This is a genomic window from Streptomyces sp. GL_141, assembly GCF_057834385.1.
This window is the reverse complement of record NZ_CM174402.1, coordinates 8,448,127-8,471,313: the sequence shown is the minus strand read 5'-3', so window position 1 is coordinate 8,471,313 and position 23,187 is coordinate 8,448,127. Positions and strand designations below refer to the sequence as shown.

Sequence of the window (23,187 nt, the reverse complement as noted above, 5' to 3'; positions counted from 1 at the left end):
GGTGACCCCATCAACGGCGACCGCGCCCGAGGCCGCGCCCGAGGCGGCGCCCGGGTCGCCCGCCGGGCGGATCGACGTGCACGCCCACCTCTGGACCCCCGCCTACCTGGACCGGCTGGAGCGGCTGGGCCGGACCGACACGGGCACCCAGCGCGGGATCGGCGCGGACGCCGGCCCGGCCGACCTCGACCACCGCTTCGCCCTCATGGACCGGACGGGGATCTCCGTGCAGGTGCTCTCCGTGCCCCCGCAGTCGCCGCACCTGCCCCGGGAGGCCGACGCGGTGGAGCTGGCACGCGCGGTGAACGAGTCCTACGCCGAGCTGGTCGCCCGCTGGCCCGGGCGCTTCCGGGCCTTCGCCGCGCTGCCGCTGCCGCACGTGGACGCGGCGCTGCGCGAGCTCGCGTACGCCTTCGACGAGCTCGGCATGGCGGGGGCGGCCGTCACCACGACCGTGTGCGGCCTGACCCTGGCCGATCCGCGCTTCCGTCCGCTGTACGAGGAACTGGACCGGCGCGGCGCGGTCCTGTACGTCCACCCGGTGGGCGAGGGGGCCGGCAGCCCGCTGATCACCGGGCACCGCATGACCTGGATGGTCGGAGCCCCGGTCGAGGACACGGTGGCCGTCATGCACCTCATCCTGGCGGGCCTGCCGCGGCGCTACCCCCGGATGCGGATCCTGGCCTCCCACCTCGGCGGCGCCCTGCCGATGCTGCTGCGCCGCCTCGACGACCACCTGGCCTTCGAATCCCCGGCGACGCCCGAGCTCCCCTCGGTGGCGGCCCGCAGGCTCTGGTACGACACCGTCGCGCACTGCCACGGGCCCGCCCTGGTCGCGGCGGCGGCTTCCTTCGGCGCGGGCCGCCTCGTCCTCGGCACGGACTTCCCCTACGAGGACGGGGAGGTGTTCGTGCGGGCGGTCTCCTACGTATCCGATTCGGGGCTGCCCCCGCGGGACGCCGCCGCGATCCTCGACACGAACGCGGCGGCGTTGTTCGGTCCCTAGGCCGGCAGGGCGAGCAGGACCAGGGGGCTGGTCGTCGGCTGCGCCGATCCCCCGGCGGGTTCCAGCGTCAGGCCCACCGCCGTGGCCGTACCGAGTCCGCCGTCCAGCACCGCGGCGCCGTCGTCCGTGAGGAAGCCGGCCGGGCGCATCGTGCCGTGGTCGGCCAGCCAGAGCTGGTACGTGTGGCCCTCCCCGGCGGCCGGCAGCCGGTCGGTGAGGAACACGGCCCGGTCCCGGGCGGCGGAGGTGACCACCGTCGCGGCGGCTCCGCCGCTGGTGCGGCCGTGGACGGTACGGGCGTCCGGGGCGGTGACCACGGCCCGCAGCTCCTGGCTGCGCGCCTCGGCCTGCCGGGCTTCCTGCCGGGCCCGGTCGGCCTGCCCGCTCTCGTGGAGCGCGGCCCCGCCGAAGAGGGCCGCCCCGACGAGGGAAGCGGCGACGACGAAGGCCCCGGCCTTGCGCGGGAGCCGGTCCAGGAATCCCGCCGCCCGGCGGACGCCGACCCTCGGGGGCAGCTGGCGGACGGTCTCGATGCGGGCGAGCACCTCCGCCTTCAGCTGCGGCGGGGGCACGAGGGCCACCGCGGCGGCCAGCCGGCCGGCCGTGGCGGAGAACTCCGCGACGTCCCCGGAGCACGGCGCGCAGCGGGCCAAGTGCCGGGAGAAGGCCTCCTGTTCACCCGGGCCGAGCGCGTCCAGTACGTAGGCCGCGGTGAGGGTGTGCAGTTCTTCGTCGTGCTTCACGTGGTCACCCCCATGCAGTCGCGCAGGCGGATCAGTCCGTCGCGCATCCGGGTCTTGATCGTGGGAAGAGGAGTCTGGAGGGTCTCGGCGACCTCACGGTAGGTCAGCCCCTGGTAATAGGCGAGGGTGACGGCCTGGCGCTGGAGCTCGGTCAGCCGGCGCAGGCAGCGTTTGACCTGATCGCGTTCCAGCCGGGTCTCCACCTGCTCGCTCACCTCGTCGAAGGGCCGTTCCTGGCCGCGTACGCCCACGTCGTGCTCGCGGGTGGCCGAGGCCTGGGCGGAGCGGACCCGGTCGACGGCCCGGCGGTGGGCGATCGTGGCCACCCAGGCCATGACGCTCCCCTGCTCGGGGCGGTAGCGGGCGGCCTGACGCCACACGTCGATCATCACTTCCTGGGCGACCTCCTCCGACTGGGCGCGGTCGCGCACCACCTTGACCGCGATGCCGAAGACGGTTCCGGACACGGCGTCGTACAGCGCGGCGAAGGCGTCCTGGTCGCCCTGTGCGACGCGTGCCATCAGCTCCGCGAGCTCGGCCGCGGCCGATCCGGGTCCGGGGCCCGTGCCGGGGCCGGTGCCGGGGCCCGTGCCGGGGCCGGTGCCGGGGCCGGTGCCGGGGCCGGTGCCGTTGCCCGGGCCCGGTCCGGGGAAGCGCAGCCTCTCGGGGTTCACCTCAGCGGCCCCCGTGTACGGCCGGGCCCGGGCGGGCACGCCGGTGCCGCGAGTGGTTCTCGCCGGTCCATCCATCGCATGAACGATCCTTCGTGGCAGGCGCACCCGTTCCCCGTCCGCCGGGGTCGCGGTGCGCGCCGGGTCCTTGCTGTCTCACCTTGTCTTCGGAGCCGGCCCCCGCACGGATTGGCCGACATACACGCGAAAGGGCATCCGTTCGGGGGAACCGGCCCTCCTGGACCAAACCGCGGCGGGGGTCCGGGCCGAAGGAGGGTCGCGGGCCCGGTCCAGGGGCCGCCGCGCGGCGGGTCACGGAGCGAACGGCCCCGGAGTCCGCCGCCGCACAGCAAGCAAGGAGATCTGTCGTGTCGCGTGTCCTCAAGAGTGCCGCACTCGCCCTCGCTTCGGGCGCCCTTCTCGTGGGAGGGGCCTCCGCGGCCTCGGCCGACGCCGGAGCCCAGGGCCTCGCCGCCTACTCCCCGGGGGTCGGCTCGGGCAACCTGATCCAGATCCCCATCCACATCCCGATCAACGCGTGCGGCAACTCAATCAGCGTGATCGGGCTGCTCAACCCCGCGTTCGGCAACACCTGCGTCAACGCCTGACGCGGGACCCGGACCGCAGTCTCCGGCCCGCCGCCGGCAACGGGGCGGCGGCGGGCCGGTGGTCCTCGGGACCGGCGGGGAGCGGGTCGCCGCTCCTGAGCGCCGCCGGGCCCCGAGGACCCGCGCGGGCGGTGGCCGTCGGCGCCGCCGCCCGCGTGCGGGGGCCGTACGGGGTCCGGCCCCAGTCCCCCGCACAAAGGTCAACACACCGACGGATCTTCACTTGATCGGATGACCGGCCCATCCGGGAGGGTTCCCGCGCCGAATGAGGGTCGTGAGCATCAACCGAAGGACAGTCGAGCGCGGCGCCCTCGCCGCGGCGAGCGGCCTGCTGGCCGGTTACGCCGCACTGGCCGCCGCCGAGCTGACCGCGTCCCTGGTCCGGCCGCAGGCGGGACCGGTCACCGTGATCGGCGGCGCGGCCATCGACCGCACTCCGGCGGCGCTCAAGGACTTCGCCATCCGCACCTTCGGCGAGAACGACAAGCTGGTCCTCCAGCTCGGCATCCTCGCCACGGTCGGTCTCCTGGCCGCCCTGCTCGGGGTGCTGGCCCTGCGCCACCGCCGTACGGGGGCGGCCGGCGTACTGGCCTTCGGCGTCCTCGGCGCGGCGGCGGCCCTCGGCCGGCCCGACGCGGCCGGGGCGGGGGACGTACTGCCCTCGCTGGTCGGGGCCGTGGCCGGGGCGCTGGTGCTGTACCTGCTGGTGGGCAAGGTGGGCGGCGCCTCCCGGCCCGCCGGAGGGAACGGCGCGGCGGGCACCCCGGACGACGCCGGAACCGAAGCCGGCGCCGCCGGTCCGCCCGCCGCCTGGAACCGGCGGGGCTTCCTCCTCGCGGCAGGTGTCACCGCGATCGTCTCCACCGGGGCGGGCGCCCTCGGCCGGGCCCTGACCGGCCGGCGCGGCCAGGGCGCCACCGCCTCCCGCGCCGCCGTACGCCTGCCCTCCCCCGCTTCGCCCGCCGCGCCGATCCCGGCCGGGGCGGCCCTGCGGGTTCCCGGGGTCAGCGCCTTCACCACACCGAACAAGGAGTTCTACCGTGTCGACACCGCTCTCGTGGTTCCCAGGGTCGACGCCGACACCTGGCGGCTGCGCATCCACGGCAAGGGCGTCTCCCGCCCGCGCTCGTACTCCTACCCCGAACTCCTCGAACGCCCGCTGATCGAGCGGGACATCACGCTCACCTGCGTGTCGAACGAGGTGGGCGGCCCCTACGCCGGCTCCGCGCGCTGGCTCGGCGTACGCCTGTCGGACCTGTTGCGGGAGGCGGGCGTCCGGGCACCGTCGCGCGGCGGCCGCGCCGACCAGCTGATCGCGCGCTCGGTGGACGGGATGACGCTGGGCACCCCCGTCGAGGAGGTCATGGACGGCCGGGACGCGATGCTGGCCGTCGCCATGAACGGCGAGCCGCTCCCCTTCGAGCACGGCTTCCCGGTCCGGATGGTCGTACCCGGTCTCTACGGCTACGTCTCCGCCTGCAAGTGGATCCGCGAGATCGAGCTCACCACCTTCGACTCCTACGACCCCTACTGGGTCAAGCGCGGCTGGGCCCGCCGGGCGCCGATCAAGACGCAGGCCCGGATCGACACCCCCAAGCCCTTCGCCCGGATCCCGGCCGGGACCGTGACGGTCGCCGGGGTGGCGTGGGCCCAGCACCGCGGCATCGAGCGGGTCGAGGTCCAGGTCGACGACGGACCGTGGCAGGAGGCCTCGCTCGCGGCGCAGGCCACCACCGACACCTGGCGCCAGTGGTCCTTCGACTGGAAGGCCTCCTCGGGCGGCCACCGTCTGACCGTCCGCGCCACGGACGGCCGGGGCGAGGTGCAGACCGAGCTGCGGACCCGCACGATCCCGGACGGCGCGAGCGGCCGGCACGGCGTCTTCGTCACGGTCGACTGACCGAAGCCACCCCGCTTTCCCACCACTTCACACACTTTCTTCCCTTCCGTTCCGTATGCACCGCCCCCTTCTCTGGAGCACACCATGAGCACTCTTCGTTTCCGCCGCACCGCCCTCGCCGTCGCCACCGCGGCCGTACTGCCCTTCGCGCTGGCCGCCTGCTCCGAATCCGACTCCGGCAAGGACGCGTCCGCCGGCGCGACCGCCGCGGCGAGCGCCGACACCTCCTCCCCCGCCGCGGACGCCTCGGCGCCGATGACGGCGGACGGCCCCTTCGGCGCCGCGTGCGCCGGTGTCCCGAAGGAGGGCGCGGGCAGCTTCGACGGCATGGCCAAGGACCCGGTCGCGACCGCCGCGTCCAACAACCCGGCACTGTCCACCCTGGTGGCGGCCGTCAAGCAGGCCGGGCTCGTCGACACGCTCAACAACGCCAAGGACATCACGGTGTTCGCGCCGACCAACGACGCCTTCGCCAAGATCCCGAAGGCCGACCTCGACAAGGTCCTCGCCGACAAGGCCACGCTCACCAAGATCCTCACGTACCACGTGGTCGGCGAGAAGCTGACGCCGAAGCAGCTGGAGAACGGCTCCTTCACCACGCTGGAGACCGGGAAGGTGACCACCGCCGGCTCGGGCGAGTCCTACAAGGTCAACGGCACGTCCAACGTGGTCTGCGGCAACGTCCCGACCGCTAACGCCACCGTGTACATCGTGGACACGGTCCTGATGCCGAAGTAGCAGTGGCGCCGAACCGGTGACCCGCACGGGCGCCGGTCGTTGTAGAAGCGGTCAGCGAAGTGGCCCCCGGAGTCCCGGACCCGTCCTCAGGGTCCGGGACTCCATGCCGTGTTTACCGGCCCATCACTTGATCCGCACATGGGGCGGCGGATTGGACAAGTGGCCGATGTTACTAACACCATGGCCCCGCAAGTTCGCGGCTGCGCAGGGGGGCAACCCGCTCTTTTCACGTCCCTCCGTACGGCCGCTCGTCCCCGCCACACCCCTGGAGAGACTCCGCCATGAGCTTCGGCGACCCGAACAACCCCTACGGTCAGCAGCAGCCCCCGCAGGGTCAGCCCGGCTACCCCCAGGGCCAGCCCGGCTACCCCCAGCAGGCGCCGCAGGGTGTCCCCCCGCAGTACGGGTACCCGCAGCAGCCCGTCGGCGGCGTCCCCCCGCAGCAGCCGTACGGTGCGTACCCGCAGACCGGGATGCCTCCCATGCCGGGCACCGGAATGCCGCCGCTGGCGCACTGGGGCCTGCGCGTCGGTGCGACCCTCCTCGACGGTCTGATCATCGCGGGTCCGATGTACGCCCTCGGCTTCATCGACCTCGCCATGAGCGACGACGCGGGTGCCTCCGGGCCGGGCGTCTTCTTCCTCATCGGCTGGCTCTACGCCGTCGGCATGGGCATCTTCCAGCTCTACAAGGAAGGCTCGACCGGCCAGTCGATCGGCAAGAAGGTCGTCGGGATCAGCGTGCGCCGCGAGGCGGACGGCAACGTCCTCGGCTTCGGCATGGCCTTCGTCCGCAAGCTGGCGCACTTCCTCGACGGCATCGCCTGCTACATCGGCTACCTGTGGCCGCTGTGGGACGCCAAGAAGCAGACCTTCGCCGACAAGGTGTGCAGCACCGTCGTCATCGTGGTTCCCAAGGGCTGATACGGCCTGACGTCGGGGCCCGTCCGGATTCCGGGCGGGCCCCGACGCGTTCGCCACGGCCTGGGGGGCGTGGAACCCGTGCGTCCGGGAGCGCTCTCAACGTTCCCGGTGGTACGGGTTACCCTGCTGTCCGACAGGGCCGGGGCCCCAGAGCCCGGGCCGCCGCCCCCGGATGTGCACGAGGAGCGCCCGTGGCCGAACAGGTTTCCGGCGGCCGGCCCACCCTGGAAGCGGTGGCGGCGCGCGCCGGGGTGTCCAGGGCCACCGCGTCCAGGGTCGTCAACGGCGGCGACGGGGTCCGTGCGCACCTGGTGGACAAGGTCCGCGCGGCCATCGTGGACCTCGGCTACGTGCCGAACCACGCGGCCCGCACGCTGGTCACCCGGCGCACCGGCGCGGTCGCCGTGATCATCGCCGAGCCGGAGATCCGGATCTTCTCCGACCCCTTCTTCTCCCGGCAGATCCGCGGCATCAGCAAGGAACTGACCGCGCACGACACTCAGTTGGTGCTGCTCCTGGTCGAGCACCGCGGGGACTACGGCCGGATCGAGCGGTACCTGGCGGGCGGTCACGTCGACGGTGCGCTCGCGTTCTCGCTGCACACCGACGACCCGCTGCCCGCGATCACGCACCGGATCGGCATGCCCACCGTCTACGGGGGGCGGCCCGGCTGGACCGGGCAGGCCGCCGGAGCCGCGCCGTACGGTCCGCTGTCGTACGTGGACGCCGACAACCGCGGGGGCGCGCGCGAGGCCGTACGGTACCTGGTGTCCCGGGGGTGGCGGCAGATCGCGCACATCGCCGGGCCGCGGGACCAGACGTCGGCGACCGACCGGCTCGACGGGTACCGGGACGTCCTGCTCGACGCCGATCCGGCGCTGATCGCCGAGGGGGACTTCACCGCGGCGGGCGGCGCACGGGCGATGGCCGAACTGCTGGAGCGCTGCCCTGATCTCGACGCGGTGTTCGCCGCGAACGACCTGATGGCGACGGGCGCGCTGGGCGTGCTGCGCGAGCGGGGCCGGTCCGTGCCAGCGGACGTGGCGCTGGTCGGCTTCGACGATGCCGAGCTGGTGGCGGAGAGCGCCGATCCGCCGCTGACGACCGTGCGCCAGGACATCGAGGGCATGGGGCGCCTGATGGTCCGGCTGCTGCTGCGGTCCCTGGACCCGGCGACGGAAGCGCACCGGGTGCCGGGATCCGTGATCACCCCGACCTCGCTGGTGCTGCGCGGCTCCGCCTGAGGCACCGGCTCCGGAGAGACGGCGGCATGGTGGCGGGCCCCGCACCCGGGTGGGTGCGGGGCCCGAGGCCTGCCGGTCGCGCGGGTCGCGCGCTCCGTGCGGCCGGCTCGTACGGCTATCCCGTACGCGAGCCGCCCGGACGCTCCCAGCGGTAGAACTCCTGGGCCATGGCGTCCTTCGGGCTGCGCCAGGTCTCCGGGTCGTGGGGGCTGACGTAGGCGGTGAGCCGGTCGCTGAGCTCCCGGAACTCCGGGTGGCCGGTCACTTCGGCGATGGCCGGGCCGGGGGGCCGGTCCGACTCGATGAAGTGCATGTACACGTCGCCGAACTGGAAGAGGCTGCGGCGGGTGACCCCGACGAGGTGCGGCAGCTCGCCCGCGTCCGAGGCCGCGAAGAGCTCGGCGATGTCGGGGGCGGACTGCGGCGCCATGCGGGCCACGATGAGAGCGCGGTGCATCCGGTGTGCTGCCTTTCGTCTCAGACGCGGCTGACCGCGGGCGTGCGGCTCTCGCGTTCGCGCTGTTCGATCTTCTCCCGGATCAGTTCCAGCTGGATCTTGGAGTTGTGGTTGATGCGGTCGGTCATCCCGGCGTCGTCGACGGGTGCCTGCGGCTTCATCGCGAAGTCCTGGGTCCACACCATCCGGGTGCCGCCGGGCACTTCGAAGTACTGCCAGTGGATGTCCATGTGCTCGAACGGGCCGGTCTCGACGCGGCGGGCGCGCACGGTGCGGCTGACCGGGTCGGGAGTGCGCTCGGAGACCCAGCTCCACACGGTGCCGTTCTCGTCGGGGTGCATCGTCAGGCGGAAGCGGGTGGTGGGCCCGTCCTCCTCCAGGACCTCCAGCGAGGCGTACTCGCTGAACAGCCCGGGCCAGCTGGGGAGATCGTTGGTCATCTCCCACACGGTGTCGATCGGCGCCTTGACGACGATCTCGTTCTCGGTGTGTCCTGCCATCTCAAGCTCCGGTCATGAGGCTGGTGTTGACGAGTTCGAGGAACTCCTTCGGGGTCTTGCAGCGGTCCGCGTCGGTGGGCAGGGCCCGGCCGCGCTGGTTCTCCAGCAGCCCGACGATGCCGAGCAGGCCCAGCGAGTCGAGGCCGTAGTCGTCGAACAGGGAGTCCGGGCGGTTCTTCATGTCGGCCGGGTCCACGGTGATGCCGGCCCCGGACTTCATCAGGGCGGCCAGCTCCTCGACGGTCAGTCGTTCGGACATGAGCGGCTCCTTCTGTCTCTAGGAGGGGATACGGATGACGAGCGCGGCGTTGGAGCCCATGAGGCCCCGGCTCAGCACGAGCGCGGTGCGCAGCTCCGCGGGGCGGGCGCTGCCGGTCACCACGTCGAGGTCGTGGCACACGTCGAACACGTTCGGCGTGGGCGGGAGGATGCCGTGTTCCAGGGCGAGGACCGCGGCGGCGGTGTCGAGGGCGGGGGCCGCGCAATAGGCCCGGCCCGTCCCGGTCTTGGGCGCGGTGACCGGCACCTTGCGCCCGTGTGATCCGAGGGCGGAGACGATCGCGGCCGCCTCCGCCCGGTCGGCTTCCGGGGTGCCGAGCGCGTCGGCGAAGACCACGTCGACCTCCTCGGGGGCGCAGCCCGCGTCCCGCAGGGCGCCCTTGATCGCGTGGGCCAGGCCCTCGGCGGAGGCGTCGGCCCGTTCGGGGTGGTGCGGGCCGGTGAAGGTCGCCGCGTGCCCGGCCAGGAGGGCCCGGACGGACGCGCCGCGGCGCAGGGCCGCCTGTTCCTCCTCCACGAGGAACATCGCGCCGCCCTCGGCGGGGACGAAGCCGCAGGCCTTCACGGTGAAGGGCCGGTAGGCCCGGTCCGGGTCCTCGTGGGTGCTCAGTGCCTCGTAGCCGAGCTGGCAGACGATGGAGTACGGGGCCAGGGGCGCCTCGGTGGCTCCGACCAGCATGGCCCTGCTGCCCTGGTTGATGGCCCGGGCGGCGTGCGCGAAGGCGTCGAGTCCGCCGGCCTCGTCGGCGGCGACCACCCCGCAGGGGCCCTTGAGGCCCCGGCGGATGGAGATCTGCCCGGTGCTGGCGGCGTAGAACCAGGCGATCGACTGGTACGGGCCGACGTAGCGCGGTCCCTGGCCCCAGAGGTGTTGCAGCTCGCGCTGGCCGAACTCGCCGCCGCCGGACCCGGCGGCGGTGACCACGCCGACCGAGAAGGGGTCGTCCTCGTAGTCGGCCCGGCCGAGCCGGCCGTCCTCCAGGGCCAGGTCGGCCGCGGCCAGGGCGTGATGGGTGTAGCGGTCGGTCTGGACGAGATAGCGTTCCTCGACCATCGAGGCCGCGTCGAAGCCCCGTACCTCGCCCGCCACGCGCAGCGGGAGGTGTTCGCAGCCCTCTCGGGTGACGCGGCCCAGGACCGAGGCGCCCGACTGGGTCGCCTTCCAGAAGGCTTCGGCGCCGATGCCGTTGGGCGCGATGACTCCGATGCCCGTGATGACCGTACGGACGCTCACGAGACCACCTCCTCCTTGGGGCGGGTCATGACGACCGCGGACTGGAAGCCGCCGAAGCCGCTGCCGACGGAGAGCACGCTGCGCAGCTTGCGCTCGCGGGCGACGCGCGGCACGTAGTCCAGGTCGCATTCGGGGTCGGGGGTCTCGTAGTTGGCCGTGGGAGGGACGACCTGGTGGGTCATCGCCAGGACGCAGGCGGCCAGTTCGATCGCCCCGATGGCGCCGAGGGAGTGCCCCACCATGGACTTGATGGAGGTCATCGGCGTCTTGTAGGCGTGGTCTCCCAGGACCTTCTTGACCGCCGCGGTCTCGTGGCGGTCGTTCTGCTTGGTCCCGGAGCCGTGCGCGTTGACGTAGTCGATCTCGCGGGCGTCGGTACGGGCCTGGGCGAGGGCGGTTTCGATGGCGCGGGCCATCTCCAGGCCCTCGGTGGTCAGTCCCGTCATGTGGTGGGCGTTGCCGAAGGTGGCGTAGCCGCCGATCTCGCAGTAGACGGTCGCGCCGCGCGCCCTGGCGTGCTCCAGCTCCTCCAGGACGAGGACGGCGCCGCCTTCGCCGAGGACGAAGCCGTCGCGGTCGGCGTCGAAGGGCCGGGAGGCGTGGGCGGGGTCGTCGTTGTTGGGCGAGGTGGCCTTGATGGCGTCGAAGCAGGCCACGGTGATGGGCGAGACGGGTGAGTCGGAGGCGCCGGCGATGCAGACGTCCATCTTGCCCTCGGCGATGGAGTGGAAGGCGTAGCCGATGGCGTCGAGTCCGGAGGTGCAGCCGGTGGAGACGGTCTGGACCGGCCCGCGGGCTCCCGTCTTCTCCGCGACGGCGGAGGCCAGGGTGGCGGGGGTGAAGGCCCGGTGCAGATGGGCCGCGGCGAGCCGGTGGTCCACGTCCCACCAGTCGCCCGACTGACTGACGGCCACGTAGTCGTGCTCCAGGCGGGTGGTGCCGCCCACGGCGGTGCCGAGGGAGACTCCGGTGCGCCAGGCTTCGTCCGTGGTGAGGTCGAGTCCGGCGTCGCGCACCGCCTCGGCTGCGGCGACCAGCGCGAACTGGATGTACCGGTCCGCGCGGGCCGCCTCTTCGGCGCCGAGGCCGTGTGCGGCGGGGTCGAAGTCGACCTCCGCGGCTATCCGGGAGCGGAAGCCGGTCGGGTCGAAGAGGGTGATGCCGCGTGTCGCCGTACGCCCGTTGGACAGCAGCTCCCAGAAGGCGGAGGCGCCGATCCCACCGGGGGCGACGACGCCGACCCCGGTGACGGCCACTCGTCGGCGGGTCACGAGACCGCTCCCGCGCGGTCCGGGGGCCGCTCCCAGGCGGAGCCCTCCGGGTGGACGGCCTCCTCCGTGTCCACGTGCCCGAGCTTGGGGTCCGGGGCGAGCGGTCCGAGGTGGAAGACCATGCGGGCCTCGGTGCCGCCGACGTTGCGGAACCGGTGGCGCACGTTCATCGGGACGAGGAGTCCCTGGTCGGTGAGGAGCGGGTGGGCCTCGCCGTCGAGGTCGACCTCCAGCTCGCCGGCGACCACGTACACGAACTCCTCGGAGTACGGGTGGTAGTGCTCGGCGATGTGCTCGCCCGGCGCCATGACGGCCAGACCCATGAAGCCGCTGGTGCAGCCCACCGAGGTCGGGGTGAGGACGGCCCTCAGGTCGCCGCCGCGCCGCGTGTTGGGCTGCGTCTCGCTGAGGTCCACGATGTGCGGTGGGCGTTGTCTGGTCATGGCGGGGGTTCCTCCTGGCGGTGGGGAGCCTGGACGGGGCTGGTGGGTGGGGGGGCCGGGGATGAGGGATCAGGGGGCCTGCTGGGCCGGTGGGCCGGGCGGGTGGTGCCGCTGCGCGTCAGCTTTCGGCAGGGGCCCGGCGGTCGGTGATCAGGCTCATGGTGTGGCGGACCGCGGACGCGGCGGCCCCGTCGGACCCGCTGACGGGTCCGGCCATCAGGCGGGCGAGGACGGCCGCCTTGCGCGGTCCCCGGACGCCGAAGGCGGTCTCCAGCCCGGCGCCGTGCGGGCTGCGCACGTCGATGAGGCGTACGACGATGTCGTCGCGCTGGAAGATGCTGCTGCTCACGGTCGGGGCGTCGGCCTTGTGGGCGGCTTCCTCGTCCTGCCGGGCGAGGAACCGGGCCAGCGCCGGTCCGCAGCCGGGCTTGGCCGGGTAGAACAGCGCGTGGCGCCGTACGTCGGAGCGGTCGGCGCCGCCGGCTTCCCGCGCGGCGACGTGGTGGACGGCGGGGAGCGCGGCCCGCATGAAGAACATCCGGGCGGACTCGGGGTCGCCGAGGTCGCGGTCCTGCTCCAGGTAGGGGTTGATGGCCTCTTCGACGGCCCGTACCTCGGGCTGTTCGGAAACGTGCCGCAGGGCTGCCATCAGGTCGCCGCGGACCTCCACCGTACGGACGACCCGGTTTCCGTGCATGAACAGCGAGGTCCGCAGGAGCCGGGTGTGGCCGTCGACCCTCGCCTCCGGGGAGGCGTAGCTGGAGAGGAGCGCGGCGACGTCCTTCTCGCTGCCGGGCTTGACCGTGAAGGTCAGGGCGTGGCGCACGATGCCGGCGCCGAGCCGGGGTGCTTCCTGCAGCCGGGCACCCGTGGGCCGCTGGGCGTCCTGGTAGCCGCGGCCGGTCTCGCGCAGGACGGTGTACTTGAGCGGGCGCATGGCGCGGGCGCAGGCGCCGAGCGGGCGCACCTGCTCGGCGTGGTGCTCGCTGTTGACCCAGGCGAGGTACTGCGGGGCGCTCTCCCACTCGCTGGTGATGAGCCACTGCGAGGGGTTCTCGAAGGACTGGCAGAGCTGGTCGCTGATGTGGCCCGGTTCGGACGCGATGTCGTGGCGCAGTTGCTCGTACGCCTCGAAGAACCGCTGCTGGGCTCCTTCGTGGAGGTCCATCAGCAGGACGACCCGGAGCATGGAACCGTCGAAGGCGGACTGTGACACCCGTTCGGACAGGGTGGTCGTCATCTGCTCACTCCTTCGTGAGGGCCCTGGGGGAGGGCGGGGTTTCATCGCGTACGGACCCTCGTCCGTCATCGGCGGTGACCGCCCCGGACCGGCGGCCGTCGCGGGGACGGCAGGCCGGCGTGTCTTCGGGGGAACCGCTGTCGCTCATCGTCATCCGGGTGGGGACGTACCGCTACATCTCCGGATCAAGCGGGTGACAACCGGCGTATCTCCTGGGCTTGGGCGGCGATCGGGGGCATAAAAGAGTGCACTCCCCCCACACAGAATTCAGGAGCTCGCAGCTGATGGAAGACACGGCAGATGTTCGCGTACCGGTTCTCGTCGTGGGCGGCTCCCTCGTGGGTCTGTCCACCTCGCTGTTCCTGAGCCGTCACGGCATCAGGCACCTGGTAGTGGAGAAGCACGCCGGTACCTCCGACCACCCGCGCGGGCGCGGTATCAACGCCCGGACCATGGAGTTGTTCCGGGTGGCCGGGGCGGAGGGCGCCATCCGGCAGGCGGCGTCCGCGCTGGAGAACAACATGGGCATCCTGCAGACGGAGTCCCTGCTGGGCGGCGACCACAAATGGCTGGTCAAGGCCATCGACCCGGCCGGAGCGCTCAGCAAGTTCAGTCCGACGGGCTGGTGCGTGTGCAGCCAGAACAACATCGAGCCGATCCTCGCCGTGCAGAGCCGCGCCCAGGGCGCCGACGTGCGGTTCTCGACCGAGCTGATGAGCTTCGACCAGGACGAGACGGGGGTGAACGCGCTGGTCAAGGACCGGGAGACCGGTGAGCACATCACCGTGCGCGCCGACTTCCTGATCGCGGCGGACGGCCCGCGCAGCCCCGTGCGCGAGCAGTTGCGCATCCCGCAGACGGGCAGCGGCGAGCTGTTCCACAACGTCAGCGTCACCTTCCGCTCGCGCCGGCTCGTCGAGGTGCTGGGCGACCTGCGGTTCATCGTGTGCTACCTGATGAAGCCGGGTGCGGACGGGGCGCTGCTGCCGGTGGACAACGACACCCAGTGGGTCTTCCACCTCCCGTGGCACCCGGACCGGGGGGAAACCCTGGAGGACTTCACCGAGGAGCGGTGCAGGGAGCAGATCCGGGCCGCGATCGGGGTGCCGGACCTGGACGTGGAGATCGGCGGCAAGGCCCCCTGGCACGCGGCCGAGCGGATCGCCGAGCAGTACTCCTCCGGTCGGGTGTTCCTGGCCGGTGACGCGGCCCACGAGATGTCCCCCACCGGCGCGTTCGGCTCCAACACCGGCATCCAGGACGCGCACAACCTGGCCTGGAAGATCGCGGCGGTCCTGGACGGATCCGCGGGCATGGGCCTGCTGGAGTCCTACGGGGCCGAGCGGCACCCGGTGGCCGTGGCGACCGCCCAGCGCGCCTCGGCCCGTTCGGCGGAGCACAGTCACCCCGGGTACGCGCCGCCGCCCACGATGGGCGGCGGACCGGGCAGCGGGGTCCTGACGACGGCGATGGCCTACGCGTACCCGAGCGGCGCCTTCGTCGGCGGGGCTCCGGACCGGCCCGTCATCCCGGAGGGGATGCGCATGAAGGGCGACCCCGGTACGCGGGCACCGCACATGTGGCTGACGCGGGCCGACGGCGAGCGGGTCTCCACGGTGGACCTCTACGAGCGCGCCTTCGTGCTGCTCTGCGGTGCGGGCTCGCCCTGGCGGGCGGCGGCCGAACGGGTGGCCGCGCGGCTGTCGGTGAAGCTGGACGCCTATGCCATCGGGTCCGCGGGCGCTCCCGGCACGGATCTGGTGCAGGAGGAGGGCGCCGACTGGAGCGAGGTGCACGCCATGTCCCCGGAGGGCGCCGTACTGGTGCGCCCGGACGGGTTCGTCGCATGGCGCTCGCAGGGTCCGGCGGCCGACGCGGAGGCCGTGCTGTCCGAGGCGCTGTCCACGGTGCTGCGCCGGGCCTGAGCGGCCCGTACGCCGAGTGGTCCCCCTGCCGCCGGCCCGTAAGCGGGCCGGGGGCAGGGGCGTTCATGGGTGCCGGCGGATACGTGCCGGCGGATACGTGCCGGCGGACGGGTGCCGGTCCGTGTCAGCCGCAGGCCCAGCAGCCCGCCCAGCAGCCGGAGCCGTGGTGTGCGGGGCGCCGGCGGCGGGCGGTCGCGGCCGGGGTCCTGCCCGCTCCGTGGGCCGGGTCCGCGCCGGCGGAGTTGCGGCGGGCGAAGCAGGCGACGACCACCGCGATCGCGGCGAGTTCCTCGGGGGCGGCCACGCCCTTCTCCACACGGAGCAGGCTGGCTATCGGGGCTATCGGAGCGTCCTTCAGCATCGGCTCGGCCTCTCGCACAGGCGGATAGCAGGACCCCCCCCTCGCGGAATCCAAGGACTCCGGACGCTGCCGACGCTAGCGGGGCGCGACACGCCCGGCACGCCGGGCAGTTGCGCGAAACCCCAGGTCGCAGCCGCACCGACCGGGTGACGCCGGGGCTGTTCGCGGCGCGCGGTGATTGGGCCGTCGGAGTGGCGGGCCCCCGGAAATCCCGGTGCGTACGGCTCGGGGCTCCGCTTAGGCTCCTCGCGGACGCGGACGCGGCCCGGCACGACATGCTGACGGCCGAGTTCACTCCCGAGGGGCACCTCACGTACGACGTGGCGGCCCGGCCGTTCTTCACCTTCCGCTTCCTGGCCGAGGGCGAGGCAAGCGGCAGCGGCAGGCGGCCGCGCGGGGAGCCTCCTGAGCGGGAGTCCCGCACGGCCGCCCGTGGGGAGCGTGGCGGGCCGGCTCAGCGGGCCGGGCACTTCTTCCAGGCGAAGTGGTACACGCTGTTGATGCTGCCGTCGGTGGAGTCGAGCGCCATGAAGCTGGTCGTCGACGGGTCCGAGGTGCCGATCTCGGCGCGCAGTTCGGTGTTGATGTTGAAGTTGCGCAGTTCGCCGCAGGGGGCGAAGACCAGGGCCTCGATGCCCGTGGTGTCGGTGGCCTGCCAGTTGTCGTCGAGCTTGCCCTGGAACTTGTGGGTGCGGTAGTCGGTCTGTTTCATGCCCTGGAAGTAGTAGCTGGCCTTCTGGGTGCCGATCGCGCCCTGCTGGAGGCTGCCGAATCCCCGGTAGTCGACCTGGGCGACGGCGTAGGTGTACCCCTGCGGGACGTGGACGAGCAGGGAGAGCAGACAGTTCTTGCGGGCGTCGGTCGGGGCGCTGTTGCCGCCCGCCATGGCCAGGTACTCGCTGTAGGTGACGGTGAAGGCCGAGTTGTCCTCGGCCACGGCGACGGTGGCGCTGCCCGGGCGGCATCCCGAGCCGTTGACCGTGGCGACGTCGACGGTCACCCGGTCCTCCGGCGCGGAGGGGGCCGCCGGGCCACCCGCCGCCCCGGCGGCGGAGGCGGGCAGGAGGGCGAGGAGGCCGCCGGTCACGAGGACGGCGCCGAGCGCGGTGCGCAGTGTTCTGATCACCCGGCCATGGAAGCGGTCCGTACCCGGCCGACGGGTGAACGGGTGCGCGGTCTCACTCCGATGGCCGGGCCCTTTCACCGGAGAAACGTTCGGGCAGCGTTTCAGGGAGGGCCGAACGGCCCATCGACGGGGCGTCGGGTCCAAGAGAACACCCTTTTCCTCCCGGTATTTCCTATGATGAGCGCCCTACGGAACCGCCCGCGCCGAGGAGCCCCATGCGCCGCCTGCACCGGTCCGCCCTGCTCTCCGCGACCGCGGTCGTCTGCGCCCTGGTCCTCGCGACCGCGCCGCCCGCCGCCGCGGCGCCGGGACACGGCACGGACGGCGGGACCGATGCGGCCGAGGCCGCCGTGATCGGCGTCGGCCACGCGCGCGCCCACGCCGAGCTGCGCCGGGCGGCCAAGGGCGCCGTGGAGTACCCGCAGTCCCGGCGCGACGACAGCCTGGCCTCGCTCACCGCCTCGCAGCGGGAGGCCAACTCCGCTTTCAAGGCGGCGATTTCGGGACGGTTCGCCGAGTACTTCCCCTCCCCCGACTTCGGCGTGCACGTCGCCCAGCTGCCCACCGGCAAGGTGCTGCTCTTCTCCTTCTCGCGGGTGGAGACCGACCCCACCAAGGAGACCGGTCCCACGGACCGGATCGGACCGGCGAACGCGGGCCGCGCCTACCTGTGGGATCCGGCGAAGGGGACGGGCGCGCGGGCGTTCCGCAAGGTCACCCCGCCCGTCGTGCTGATGCCCGACGGTACGCACGCCCCGCGCCCGGCTCCGTTCTTCTGCGCCGGGCACTCCTTCCTGCCCAACGGCATGCTCGGGGTCTTCGGCGGCAACACGGGGGGCAAGGGCGGCAGCGGGGCGAAGCTGTCCTTCGTCTTCGACCCGTGGACCGAGGGCTGGTACCGCAACCGCGATATGGCCGTGGGCCGTTGGTACCCGTCGGTGGTGACGGGCGCGGACGGCCGCCAGATCATCATGTCGGGCCAGTCGGAGCGCGGTACGGGGACGCCCACGCCGGTGGTGGAGCGGTTCCCCGCGCTGGGTGAGCCGGTGCCCTGGCGCCCGTACGACATCCCGCTGGACGTCTCCGTGCAGCGGATGCGCTCCGACGCGCCCTTCCGCAACGACTACCCGCACCTGTTCTCGCTGCGCGACGGCATGATCTACGGCCTGGGGCGCGACGCCGACCAGCAGTGGCTCTTCGACCCGCGCGCGCAGACCCGTACGGACCTGCCCAGACGGCCCGCCGACTTCCGGGGCTACGGCTCCGCCGTACCGCTGCCGGCGGGGTTCCGCGGGCCCGACTCGGTGCTGGTGCTGGGCGGGGACCCGCTCGACCCGAACACCTACCGGCTGTCGGGCGGCGCCTGGACCACGCAGGAACCGCGCGCCTTCGGCCGGACCCAGGACGACACGCTGATCCTGCCGGACGGCACGCTGCTGACGGTCAACGGGGCCAAGGACACCAGGGATTACGGGTTCGGGCCCTTCAACCCGAAGGCCGACCTGAAGTTCCGCCGGACCGAACTGCGGGGCGCCGACGGCCGGTGGAGGCTGGGGCCGGCCCAGCGGCTGCCGCGGGGCTACCACTCCAACGCCCTGGTGCTGCCGGACGGCCGGGTCATGGTCACCGGGGACGAGCTCCAGCAGATCGCCAACGACCCGGACATCAAGGACGGCATGGACGGCTCGATCGAGATCTACGAGCCCGCCTACCTGCACCGGGGGTCCCGGCCCGTACTGGACCGGGTCCCGGCGGGCGAGATCGCCCACGACGCCGAGTTCTCCGTGGAGAGCTCCACCGCCTCCGGCGTGCGGCGGGCCGTACTGCTGGCGCCGACCACCGTCACCCACGCGGTGAACACCAGCCAGCGCCATCTGGAGCTGCGGATGACCGGCGTCCGCGGCCGCACGATCGGGCTGCGGGCGCCGGCCACCTCGGCCGACGCCCCGCCCGGGTACTACATGCTGTTCCTCCTCGACGCGAAGGGTGTCCCCGGTACGGCGAGGTGGGTCAAGATCGGGACGCTCGGCAGGAAATGATCCCGCCGGCCGTCCTGGAGGCCGCGGACTAGGTTCTGTTTCCTGGATCTCCTGACGTGATCATGCTGTGGGGTTCAGGCTGGTCGGCATGGTGGGGCGGGGAGATCTGACGACTGCGGAGTGGGAGCGGCTGGAGCCGTTCCTGCCTCGTGGCGGGGCGCGTGGTGGCCGGTGGAGCGAGCACCGGAAGGTCATCAACGGGGTGTTGTTCCGGGTGCGGACCGGTGTGCCGTGGCGGGATCTGCCGGAGCGGTTCGGGCCGTGGGAGACGGTCTACAAACGGCATCGCCGCTGGTCGGCCGATGGAACGTGGCAGTTGCTGCTGACGCGGGTGCAGGCCGCGGAGAACTCCGCGGGCAGGATCGACTGGGACGTGTCGGTGGACTCCACCACGGCACGTGCCCACCAGCATGCGGCTGGCGCGAGGAAGGTGGCCCCGCCGCCGATTGCTCCCCAAAAGGGGGCCAACAGCGGGGCAAACCAGGGCGATCCGGTGCTGCGGAGGCTGTCTGCCCGCCTGGCGGAGGTGGTGCGGCAGGCGAGTGCTTAGGGCGCTCGCGGGGCGGCTTCACCACGAAGATCCACCTGTCCGCTGACGGCCGGTGTCGCCCGCTGTCGCTGATCCTCACGGCCGGGCAGTGCGGGGACAGCCCGCAGTTCGAGGCGGTGCTGGAGAAGATCTTGGTGCCCTGCACTGGGCCGGGGCGGCCCCGAACCCGGCCCGACAGCGTCAGCGCCGACAAGGCGTACAGCTCCCGTAGCAACCGCCGCTATCTGCGGAAACTCAAGATCCGGCACACCATTCCCGAGCCCAAGGACCAGCGGGCCAACCGCCGCAGGCGCGGCTCGGCCGGCGGACGCCCGACCGGGTTCGACAAGGACCGGTATAAGAAACGGAATGTCGTCGAGCGGGCGATCAACCGCCTCAAGAACTTCCGGGCAGTCGCCACCCGCTACGACAAACGCGCCTACGTCTACCTCGGAACCGTCACCATCGCAGCCCTGACGATCTGGCTCCGCACCTGATCCAGGAAACAGAACCTAGCCGCCGTTGATCAGGAACTGCGAGCCGGGTTCGATCAGGATGTTGCCCTGGGCGGATCCGGTGATGGTGACGTTGGACAGGGTGGCGTTGCCGCGCGCCCCGCCCATGGCCAGGATGCCGGACCCGTTGTTGGACTTGCTGATGGTGACGTTCGTGATCTTGACGTCGGCCATGACTCCGCCGCCGGTCTTGAACTGGATCCCGTCGTAGGTGGAGTCGTGGATGTCGGTGTCGCGGATGACGACACCCGGGATGGGCAGGTTCGACGGGAAGAGGGTGATCGCGCCGAACTCCTGGTCCTCGTTCCAGAACGCGCCGCCGGTTCGGTAGAGCCCGTTGTTCGCGATCAGGGTCTGCCCGGAGAAGGGCAGCGGGTCGTGGTCGGTCGCCAGCATGATGGCGGGGTAGTTCATGGTGTCGTAGATCAGGTTGTTCTCGATGGTGTTGCCGTAACCGCCGTAGATGGCGATGCCGTTGGCGCGCCACGGCAGCTGGATGGTGTTGTTGCGGAAGTGGTTGTCGTGGCCGATGTCGACGGACTGGTCCTTCACGTACTTGCTGGACCACACCGCGAGGGCGTCGTCACCGGTCGTGCGGAAGGAGGAGTTGAAGACGGTGGAGTTGCGGGTGCCGTTGGCGAAGTTGATGCCGTCGGCGTAGGTGTCGCGGATCCGCATGCCGTTGAACTCGATGCCGTCGCCGGGTCCCCACAGGGCCGGGATGTTGTCGTAGTCGCGGCCGACCCAGACGCCGACGTTGGCGTGCTCGATCCACACGTTGGTGATCTTGGTGTTCTTGCCGAACCGGCCGTTGAGGCCCACGCCGCCCTCGGCGTTGCCGTCGCCGCCGCGGATCCGGCCGGAGCCGAAGATGGCGATGTCGGAGATTTGCGTGTTGTCGTCGATCTCGAAGCCGAAGTTGCCCTCGTGCGGGTGGTTGATGCCACCCGCGTTCTGCGGCTCGGTCAGGGTGTAGAGCTGGGAGTGCCACATGCCCGCGCCGCGGATGGAGACGTTGCTGATGCCCACCTGGTTGAACTGGCCCCGGTTCAGCGGGTCGTCGGTGAGGATCTTCTGCTCCTGGCGCCACTGGCCCTGCGGGATCCAGACGCAGGCGATCTGCCCGTTCTGGTCCGCCGTCACGGCCTTCTGGAGGGCGAGCGTGTCGTCGATGCCGTCGTTCGGGATCGCGCCGTAGTCGGTGATCGAGGTGCACTCGGCGGGCTTGGAGGCCGCGGGGGCCACCTGCTCCAGGTCGATCAGGTCGATGACGTAGTACGAGGCCGTGTCGCCCGCGTCGCGCTGGAGGCGGAAGGTCGTACCGGGCGGGTAGCTCTGCGCGAGCAGGGCGTGGGACTCGTCGAAAAGCCTGCGGGCGTCGCCGCCGGGGGTGTTGGTCAGACCCTCGGGGCTGTCGGTGCTGCCGTAGAGCCAGCTGTGCTTCGAGGAGAGGTTCAGCTTCTGGGCGAAGCTGCCGTTGACGTACAGGCTGATCGTGGCATCGGCGCCGCCGCCGTTCGCGGAGTCGGGGACGGAGTTGCGCACGACGATGGAGTTGGCCTGGTTGGTGGAGGTGAACTGTACGTACTGGCCCGCCGAGGAGAGGCGTACGGACTCGCGGCCCGAGGACTCGGTGGCGAAGTTGGTGTGACCGAAGGTGCGCTTGGCGTCGCTCTGCAGCAGGGTGCCGGTGTAGCTGCCGGCCTCCGCCTCGTACTCGGTGTACGGGAGCGCCGCCCCGCGGCCGACGACCACGGCACGCGAGTGGCTGTTGTTGCTCTCGTTGGTCTCGGCGACGAGGCCGGTCCCGTCGGCGGTGGCGGTGAGGGTGGCTCCGCCGCTGACCGCCGTCCAGGTGCCGTTGATCGGCACGTTGACGGTTTCGCCGGCGGCGATCGCCGGGGTGGGGCCGTTCAGGGTGGTGGCGCCGGCGACCAGCCGGGTGACGGTGCCCGCGCTCACCCCGCTGGTGCCCCGGTTGCGCACGGCCACGGTGAAGGAGACCGGGGCGCCCACGGCCGGGTTGGCCGGGTTGCTGGCGATGGAGAGGGCTTCCAGGTCGGGGCCCGGCGCCTGGCCGACGACGAGCTTCGCGGCGGCCGTGCGGCTGTTGTTGGTGTCGTTCTGCTCGGGGACGGTCCCGGCCGGGTCGACGACGGCGGAGACGGTGTAGCTGCCCATCGGGCGCTTGCCGACGGAGACCGGGACGGTGGCGGAGGCTCCGGCCGCTAGGGCGCCGACCGGGGCGCTGCCGGCGACCGCGCCTTCGAGGCTGACGCTCACGGTGGTGGCCGGGGCGGCGACCGTACCTGCGTTGCGGACGGTCGCGTTGACCGTGACGGCATCGCTCTCGGAGGGGGCGGCCGGGGACCAGGCGAGGTCCGTGACCGTGAGGTCCGGGTTCGGGGCGGCGGCGCCGATGACCTGGAACTCGGCGGCCTGTCCGCCGCCGGCCCCGGTGTTGCCGGAGAACTTCAGCTGGACGTCGGCCAGCCGGCCGGTGACGGGGACCGTCACGGTGTTCTGGTTGCCGCCCGGGCTGAACGCGTAGTCGGCGCGGGCCTTCAGCGTGGTGAACCCGCTCGCCGACTGCTCCCGGCCCAGGACCTCGAAGCTCTGGGTGCGGTTCCCCCAGGCGGGGTCGGGGTTGAGCTTGAGGACCACTCCGGTGACGTCGGCGTTGGAGCCGAGCTTCACGGTCAGCGTGGACTGCTGGCCGCCCGCCTCCCAGTAGCTGGTGACGCTGTCGTCGTTGGCGTTGGCCGCGACGAACGACTGGGTGGTGGAGGAGGCCTCGATGGGCTTGCCCTTGGCGAGGTTCACGCCGACGGGGGGCGGAGTACCCGGGTCTCCGGGATCGCCGGGGTCACCGCTGCCGTCGGCCGAGTACACCTCCAGCTCGGATATCTGCGCGGCCTGCCAGCCGGTGTTGGCGGTGACGCTGACCCTCACGTAGCGGACCGTCGCCGAGGCGAACCCGATGGTCACGGTGTTGGCCTGGGCCGGGTTGAACACCCGGCCCGCCGAGGCGGACAGGGTGGTGAAGGCGTTCCCGTCGGTGCTGCCCTGCACGGTCAGCGTCTCGGTGCGCGTCTCCCACCCGGCGGGCAGCTTCAGCACCACCTGGTCGACGGCGACGCTGCTGCCGAGGTCCACCTGCACCCATGTCGGGAAGGTGCTGCCGGGCCCCTCCCAGTACGAGCCCTGGTTGCCGTCGGTGACTCCGGCGGCCCCGTACCCGCCGAGGGATCCGCTCGCGCTGACCGACTTGCCCAGGGCGATGTTGGGTCCGCCCGCGGCGGCCGCGAAGGTCGCGGGCAGGAGTCCGACCGACACCAGCCCCGCGACCACCGAGCCGGCCACCAGCAGCCGACCGCTTTGCTTCCATCTCATGCTGTCCTCTGTTCCATGAGGGGACCCGGCCCGACGCAACCG

20 protein-coding genes and 2 pseudogenes are annotated in these 23,187 nt (G+C 72.3%); 10 read left to right on the top strand and 12 right to left on the bottom strand.

What is annotated here, in order from left to right; genetic code table 11:
• The first annotated feature begins 1 nt into the window (after position 1).
• Positions 2 to 1,006: an amidohydrolase family protein gene (locus AC3IX6_RS37635; protein WP_489367793.1), complete on the top strand. Its 1,005-nt coding sequence runs from the start codon at positions 2 to 4 to the stop codon at positions 1,004 to 1,006.
• On the opposite strand, the gene AC3IX6_RS37630 is transcribed toward AC3IX6_RS37635, so the two are convergent.
• Both AC3IX6_RS37630 and sigK read right to left on the bottom strand, forming a co-directional pair.
• Positions 1,003 to 1,749, bottom strand: coding sequence for an anti-sigma factor (locus tag AC3IX6_RS37630; protein ID WP_489367792.1), 747 nt, complete (start codon positions 1,747 to 1,749; stop codon positions 1,003 to 1,005). The genes AC3IX6_RS37635 and AC3IX6_RS37630 overlap by 4 nt on opposite strands.
• The gene (gene sigK / locus AC3IX6_RS37625; protein ID WP_489367791.1) at positions 1,746 to 2,423 is read right to left on the bottom strand and encodes an ECF RNA polymerase sigma factor SigK; all 678 of its coding nucleotides are present in this window, start codon (positions 2,421 to 2,423) and stop codon (positions 1,746 to 1,748) included. Before sigK ends, AC3IX6_RS37630 begins: the two co-directional genes overlap by 4 nt.
• Before the next feature lie 365 nt (positions 2,424 to 2,788).
• Between sigK and AC3IX6_RS37620 the strand changes: the two genes are divergently transcribed.
• From AC3IX6_RS37620 to AC3IX6_RS37600, 5 genes are all read left to right on the top strand, one after another.
• On the top strand, positions 2,789 to 3,028 hold the full coding sequence (locus AC3IX6_RS37620) for a chaplin (RefSeq protein WP_489367790.1): 240 nt from the start codon (positions 2,789 to 2,791) through the stop codon (positions 3,026 to 3,028).
• A 265-nt stretch (positions 3,029 to 3,293) separates the two neighbouring features.
• The gene (locus tag AC3IX6_RS37615; protein ID WP_489367789.1) at positions 3,294 to 4,928 is read left to right on the top strand and encodes a molybdopterin-dependent oxidoreductase; all 1,635 of its coding nucleotides are present in this window, start codon (positions 3,294 to 3,296) and stop codon (positions 4,926 to 4,928) included.
• A gap of 84 nt (positions 4,929 to 5,012) precedes the next feature.
• On the top strand, positions 5,013 to 5,666 hold the full coding sequence (locus AC3IX6_RS37610) for a fasciclin domain-containing protein (RefSeq protein WP_489367788.1): 654 nt from the start codon (positions 5,013 to 5,015) through the stop codon (positions 5,664 to 5,666).
• Between the two features lie 281 nt (positions 5,667 to 5,947).
• Entirely contained in the window at positions 5,948 to 6,589 is a 642-nt protein-coding gene (locus AC3IX6_RS37605; protein ID WP_489367787.1) for an RDD family protein, read from the top strand.
• A 191-nt stretch (positions 6,590 to 6,780) separates the two neighbouring features.
• The gene (locus AC3IX6_RS37600; RefSeq protein ID WP_489367786.1) at positions 6,781 to 7,833 is read left to right on the top strand and encodes a LacI family DNA-binding transcriptional regulator; all 1,053 of its coding nucleotides are present in this window, start codon (positions 6,781 to 6,783) and stop codon (positions 7,831 to 7,833) included.
• A 115-nt stretch (positions 7,834 to 7,948) separates the two neighbouring features.
• Here AC3IX6_RS37600 and AC3IX6_RS37595 read toward each other — a convergent pair whose 3' ends face one another.
• From AC3IX6_RS37595 to AC3IX6_RS37565, 7 genes are all read right to left on the bottom strand, one after another.
• Positions 7,949 to 8,290: a TcmI family type II polyketide cyclase gene (locus AC3IX6_RS37595; RefSeq protein WP_489367784.1), complete on the bottom strand. Its 342-nt coding sequence runs from the start codon at positions 8,288 to 8,290 to the stop codon at positions 7,949 to 7,951.
• A gap of 20 nt (positions 8,291 to 8,310) precedes the next feature.
• Positions 8,311 to 8,790 (bottom strand): SRPBCC family protein, encoded by a 480-nt coding sequence (locus AC3IX6_RS37590; protein WP_489367783.1) that lies wholly within the window; start codon positions 8,788 to 8,790, stop codon positions 8,311 to 8,313.
• Between the two features lies 1 nt (position 8,791).
• Positions 8,792 to 9,049: a phosphopantetheine-binding protein gene (locus tag AC3IX6_RS37585; RefSeq protein ID WP_112448182.1), complete on the bottom strand. Its 258-nt coding sequence runs from the start codon at positions 9,047 to 9,049 to the stop codon at positions 8,792 to 8,794.
• Between the two features lie 18 nt (positions 9,050 to 9,067).
• Positions 9,068 to 10,303 (bottom strand): ketosynthase chain-length factor, encoded by a 1,236-nt coding sequence (locus AC3IX6_RS37580; RefSeq protein ID WP_489367781.1) that lies wholly within the window; start codon positions 10,301 to 10,303, stop codon positions 9,068 to 9,070.
• The gene (locus tag AC3IX6_RS37575; protein ID WP_389694810.1) at positions 10,300 to 11,574 is read right to left on the bottom strand and encodes a beta-ketoacyl-[acyl-carrier-protein] synthase family protein; all 1,275 of its coding nucleotides are present in this window, start codon (positions 11,572 to 11,574) and stop codon (positions 10,300 to 10,302) included. Before AC3IX6_RS37575 ends, AC3IX6_RS37580 begins: the two co-directional genes overlap by 4 nt.
• Complete coding sequence (locus AC3IX6_RS37570) at positions 11,571 to 12,017, bottom strand: cupin domain-containing protein (protein ID WP_243333070.1); 447 nt, start codon at positions 12,015 to 12,017, stop codon at positions 11,571 to 11,573. The genes AC3IX6_RS37575 and AC3IX6_RS37570 overlap by 4 nt, the downstream gene beginning before the upstream one ends.
• A gap of 118 nt (positions 12,018 to 12,135) precedes the next feature.
• Positions 12,136 to 13,257, bottom strand: coding sequence for a SchA/CurD-like domain-containing protein (locus AC3IX6_RS37565; protein ID WP_489367780.1), 1,122 nt, complete (start codon positions 13,255 to 13,257; stop codon positions 12,136 to 12,138).
• A gap of 284 nt (positions 13,258 to 13,541) precedes the next feature.
• Between AC3IX6_RS37565 and AC3IX6_RS37560 the strand changes: the two genes are divergently transcribed.
• Positions 13,542 to 15,182 carry an FAD-dependent oxidoreductase gene (locus AC3IX6_RS37560; protein ID WP_489367779.1) on the top strand — a complete coding sequence of 547 codons (1,641 nt, stop codon included), beginning with the start codon at positions 13,542 to 13,544 and terminating at the stop codon, positions 15,180 to 15,182.
• Between the two features lie 124 nt (positions 15,183 to 15,306).
• Here the strand turns inward: AC3IX6_RS37560 and AC3IX6_RS37555 are convergent, their stop codons facing one another.
• Positions 15,307 to 15,561, bottom strand: a complete 255-nt coding sequence (locus AC3IX6_RS37555; protein WP_489367778.1) for an acyl-CoA carboxylase epsilon subunit — start codon at positions 15,559 to 15,561, stop codon at positions 15,307 to 15,309.
• Between the two features lie 128 nt (positions 15,562 to 15,689).
• Here AC3IX6_RS37555 and AC3IX6_RS37550 point away from each other — a divergent pair.
• Positions 15,690 to 15,899 (top strand): annotated as a pseudogene (locus AC3IX6_RS37550) (DUF6204 family protein); the annotation flags it as partial.
• Between the two features lie 98 nt (positions 15,900 to 15,997).
• On the opposite strand, the gene AC3IX6_RS37545 reads toward AC3IX6_RS37550, so the two are convergent.
• A complete protein-coding gene (locus tag AC3IX6_RS37545; protein ID WP_489367777.1) occupies positions 15,998 to 16,669 on the bottom strand; it encodes a DUF4360 domain-containing protein in 672 nt (223 codons plus the stop codon).
• Between the two features lie 215 nt (positions 16,670 to 16,884).
• Here AC3IX6_RS37545 and AC3IX6_RS37540 point away from each other — a divergent pair, with 215 nt between their 5' ends.
• Together AC3IX6_RS37540 and AC3IX6_RS37535 are read left to right on the top strand one after the other, a co-directional pair.
• On the top strand, positions 16,885 to 18,708 hold the full coding sequence (locus tag AC3IX6_RS37540) for a galactose oxidase early set domain-containing protein (protein WP_489367776.1): 1,824 nt from the start codon (positions 16,885 to 16,887) through the stop codon (positions 18,706 to 18,708).
• 88 nt (positions 18,709 to 18,796) lie between these two features.
• Positions 18,797 to 19,734: pseudogene (locus tag AC3IX6_RS37535) on the top strand (IS5 family transposase).
• Between the two features lie 15 nt (positions 19,735 to 19,749).
• Here the strand turns inward: AC3IX6_RS37535 and AC3IX6_RS37530 are convergent.
• Positions 19,750 to 23,145, bottom strand: a complete 3,396-nt coding sequence (locus tag AC3IX6_RS37530; RefSeq protein ID WP_489367775.1) for a CARDB domain-containing protein — start codon at positions 23,143 to 23,145, stop codon at positions 19,750 to 19,752.
• Between the last annotated feature and the right edge of the window lie 42 nt (positions 23,146 to 23,187).

Excerpts from the sequence above, each read along its gene's own strand:
- AC3IX6_RS37560 (WP_489367779.1), top strand. The coding sequence starts at position 13,542 with ATGGAAGACACGGCAGATGTTCGCGTACCGGTTCTCGTCGTGGGCGGC.
- AC3IX6_RS37605 (WP_489367787.1), top strand. The coding sequence starts at position 5,948 with ATGAGCTTCGGCGACCCGAACAACCCCTACGGTCAGCAGCAGCCCCCG.
- AC3IX6_RS37610 (WP_489367788.1), top strand. The coding sequence starts at position 5,013 with ATGAGCACTCTTCGTTTCCGCCGCACCGCCCTCGCCGTCGCCACCGCG.
- AC3IX6_RS37615 (WP_489367789.1), top strand. The coding sequence starts at position 3,294 with ATGAGGGTCGTGAGCATCAACCGAAGGACAGTCGAGCGCGGCGCCCTC.
- AC3IX6_RS37585 (WP_112448182.1), bottom strand. The coding sequence starts at position 9,049 with ATGTCCGAACGACTGACCGTCGAGGAGCTGGCCGCCCTGATGAAGTCC.
- AC3IX6_RS37590 (WP_489367783.1), bottom strand. The coding sequence starts at position 8,790 with ATGGCAGGACACACCGAGAACGAGATCGTCGTCAAGGCGCCGATCGAC.
- AC3IX6_RS37565 (WP_489367780.1), bottom strand. The coding sequence starts at position 13,257 with ATGACGACCACCCTGTCCGAACGGGTGTCACAGTCCGCCTTCGACGGT.
- AC3IX6_RS37570 (WP_243333070.1), bottom strand. The coding sequence starts at position 12,017 with ATGACCAGACAACGCCCACCGCACATCGTGGACCTCAGCGAGACGCAG.
- AC3IX6_RS37595 (WP_489367784.1), bottom strand. The coding sequence starts at position 8,290 with ATGCACCGCGCTCTCATCGTGGCCCGCATGGCGCCGCAGTCCGCCCCC.
- AC3IX6_RS37530 (WP_489367775.1), bottom strand. The coding sequence starts at position 23,145 with ATGAGATGGAAGCAAAGCGGTCGGCTGCTGGTGGCCGGCTCGGTGGTC.
- AC3IX6_RS37540 (WP_489367776.1), top strand. The coding sequence starts at position 16,885 with ATGCGCCGCCTGCACCGGTCCGCCCTGCTCTCCGCGACCGCGGTCGTC.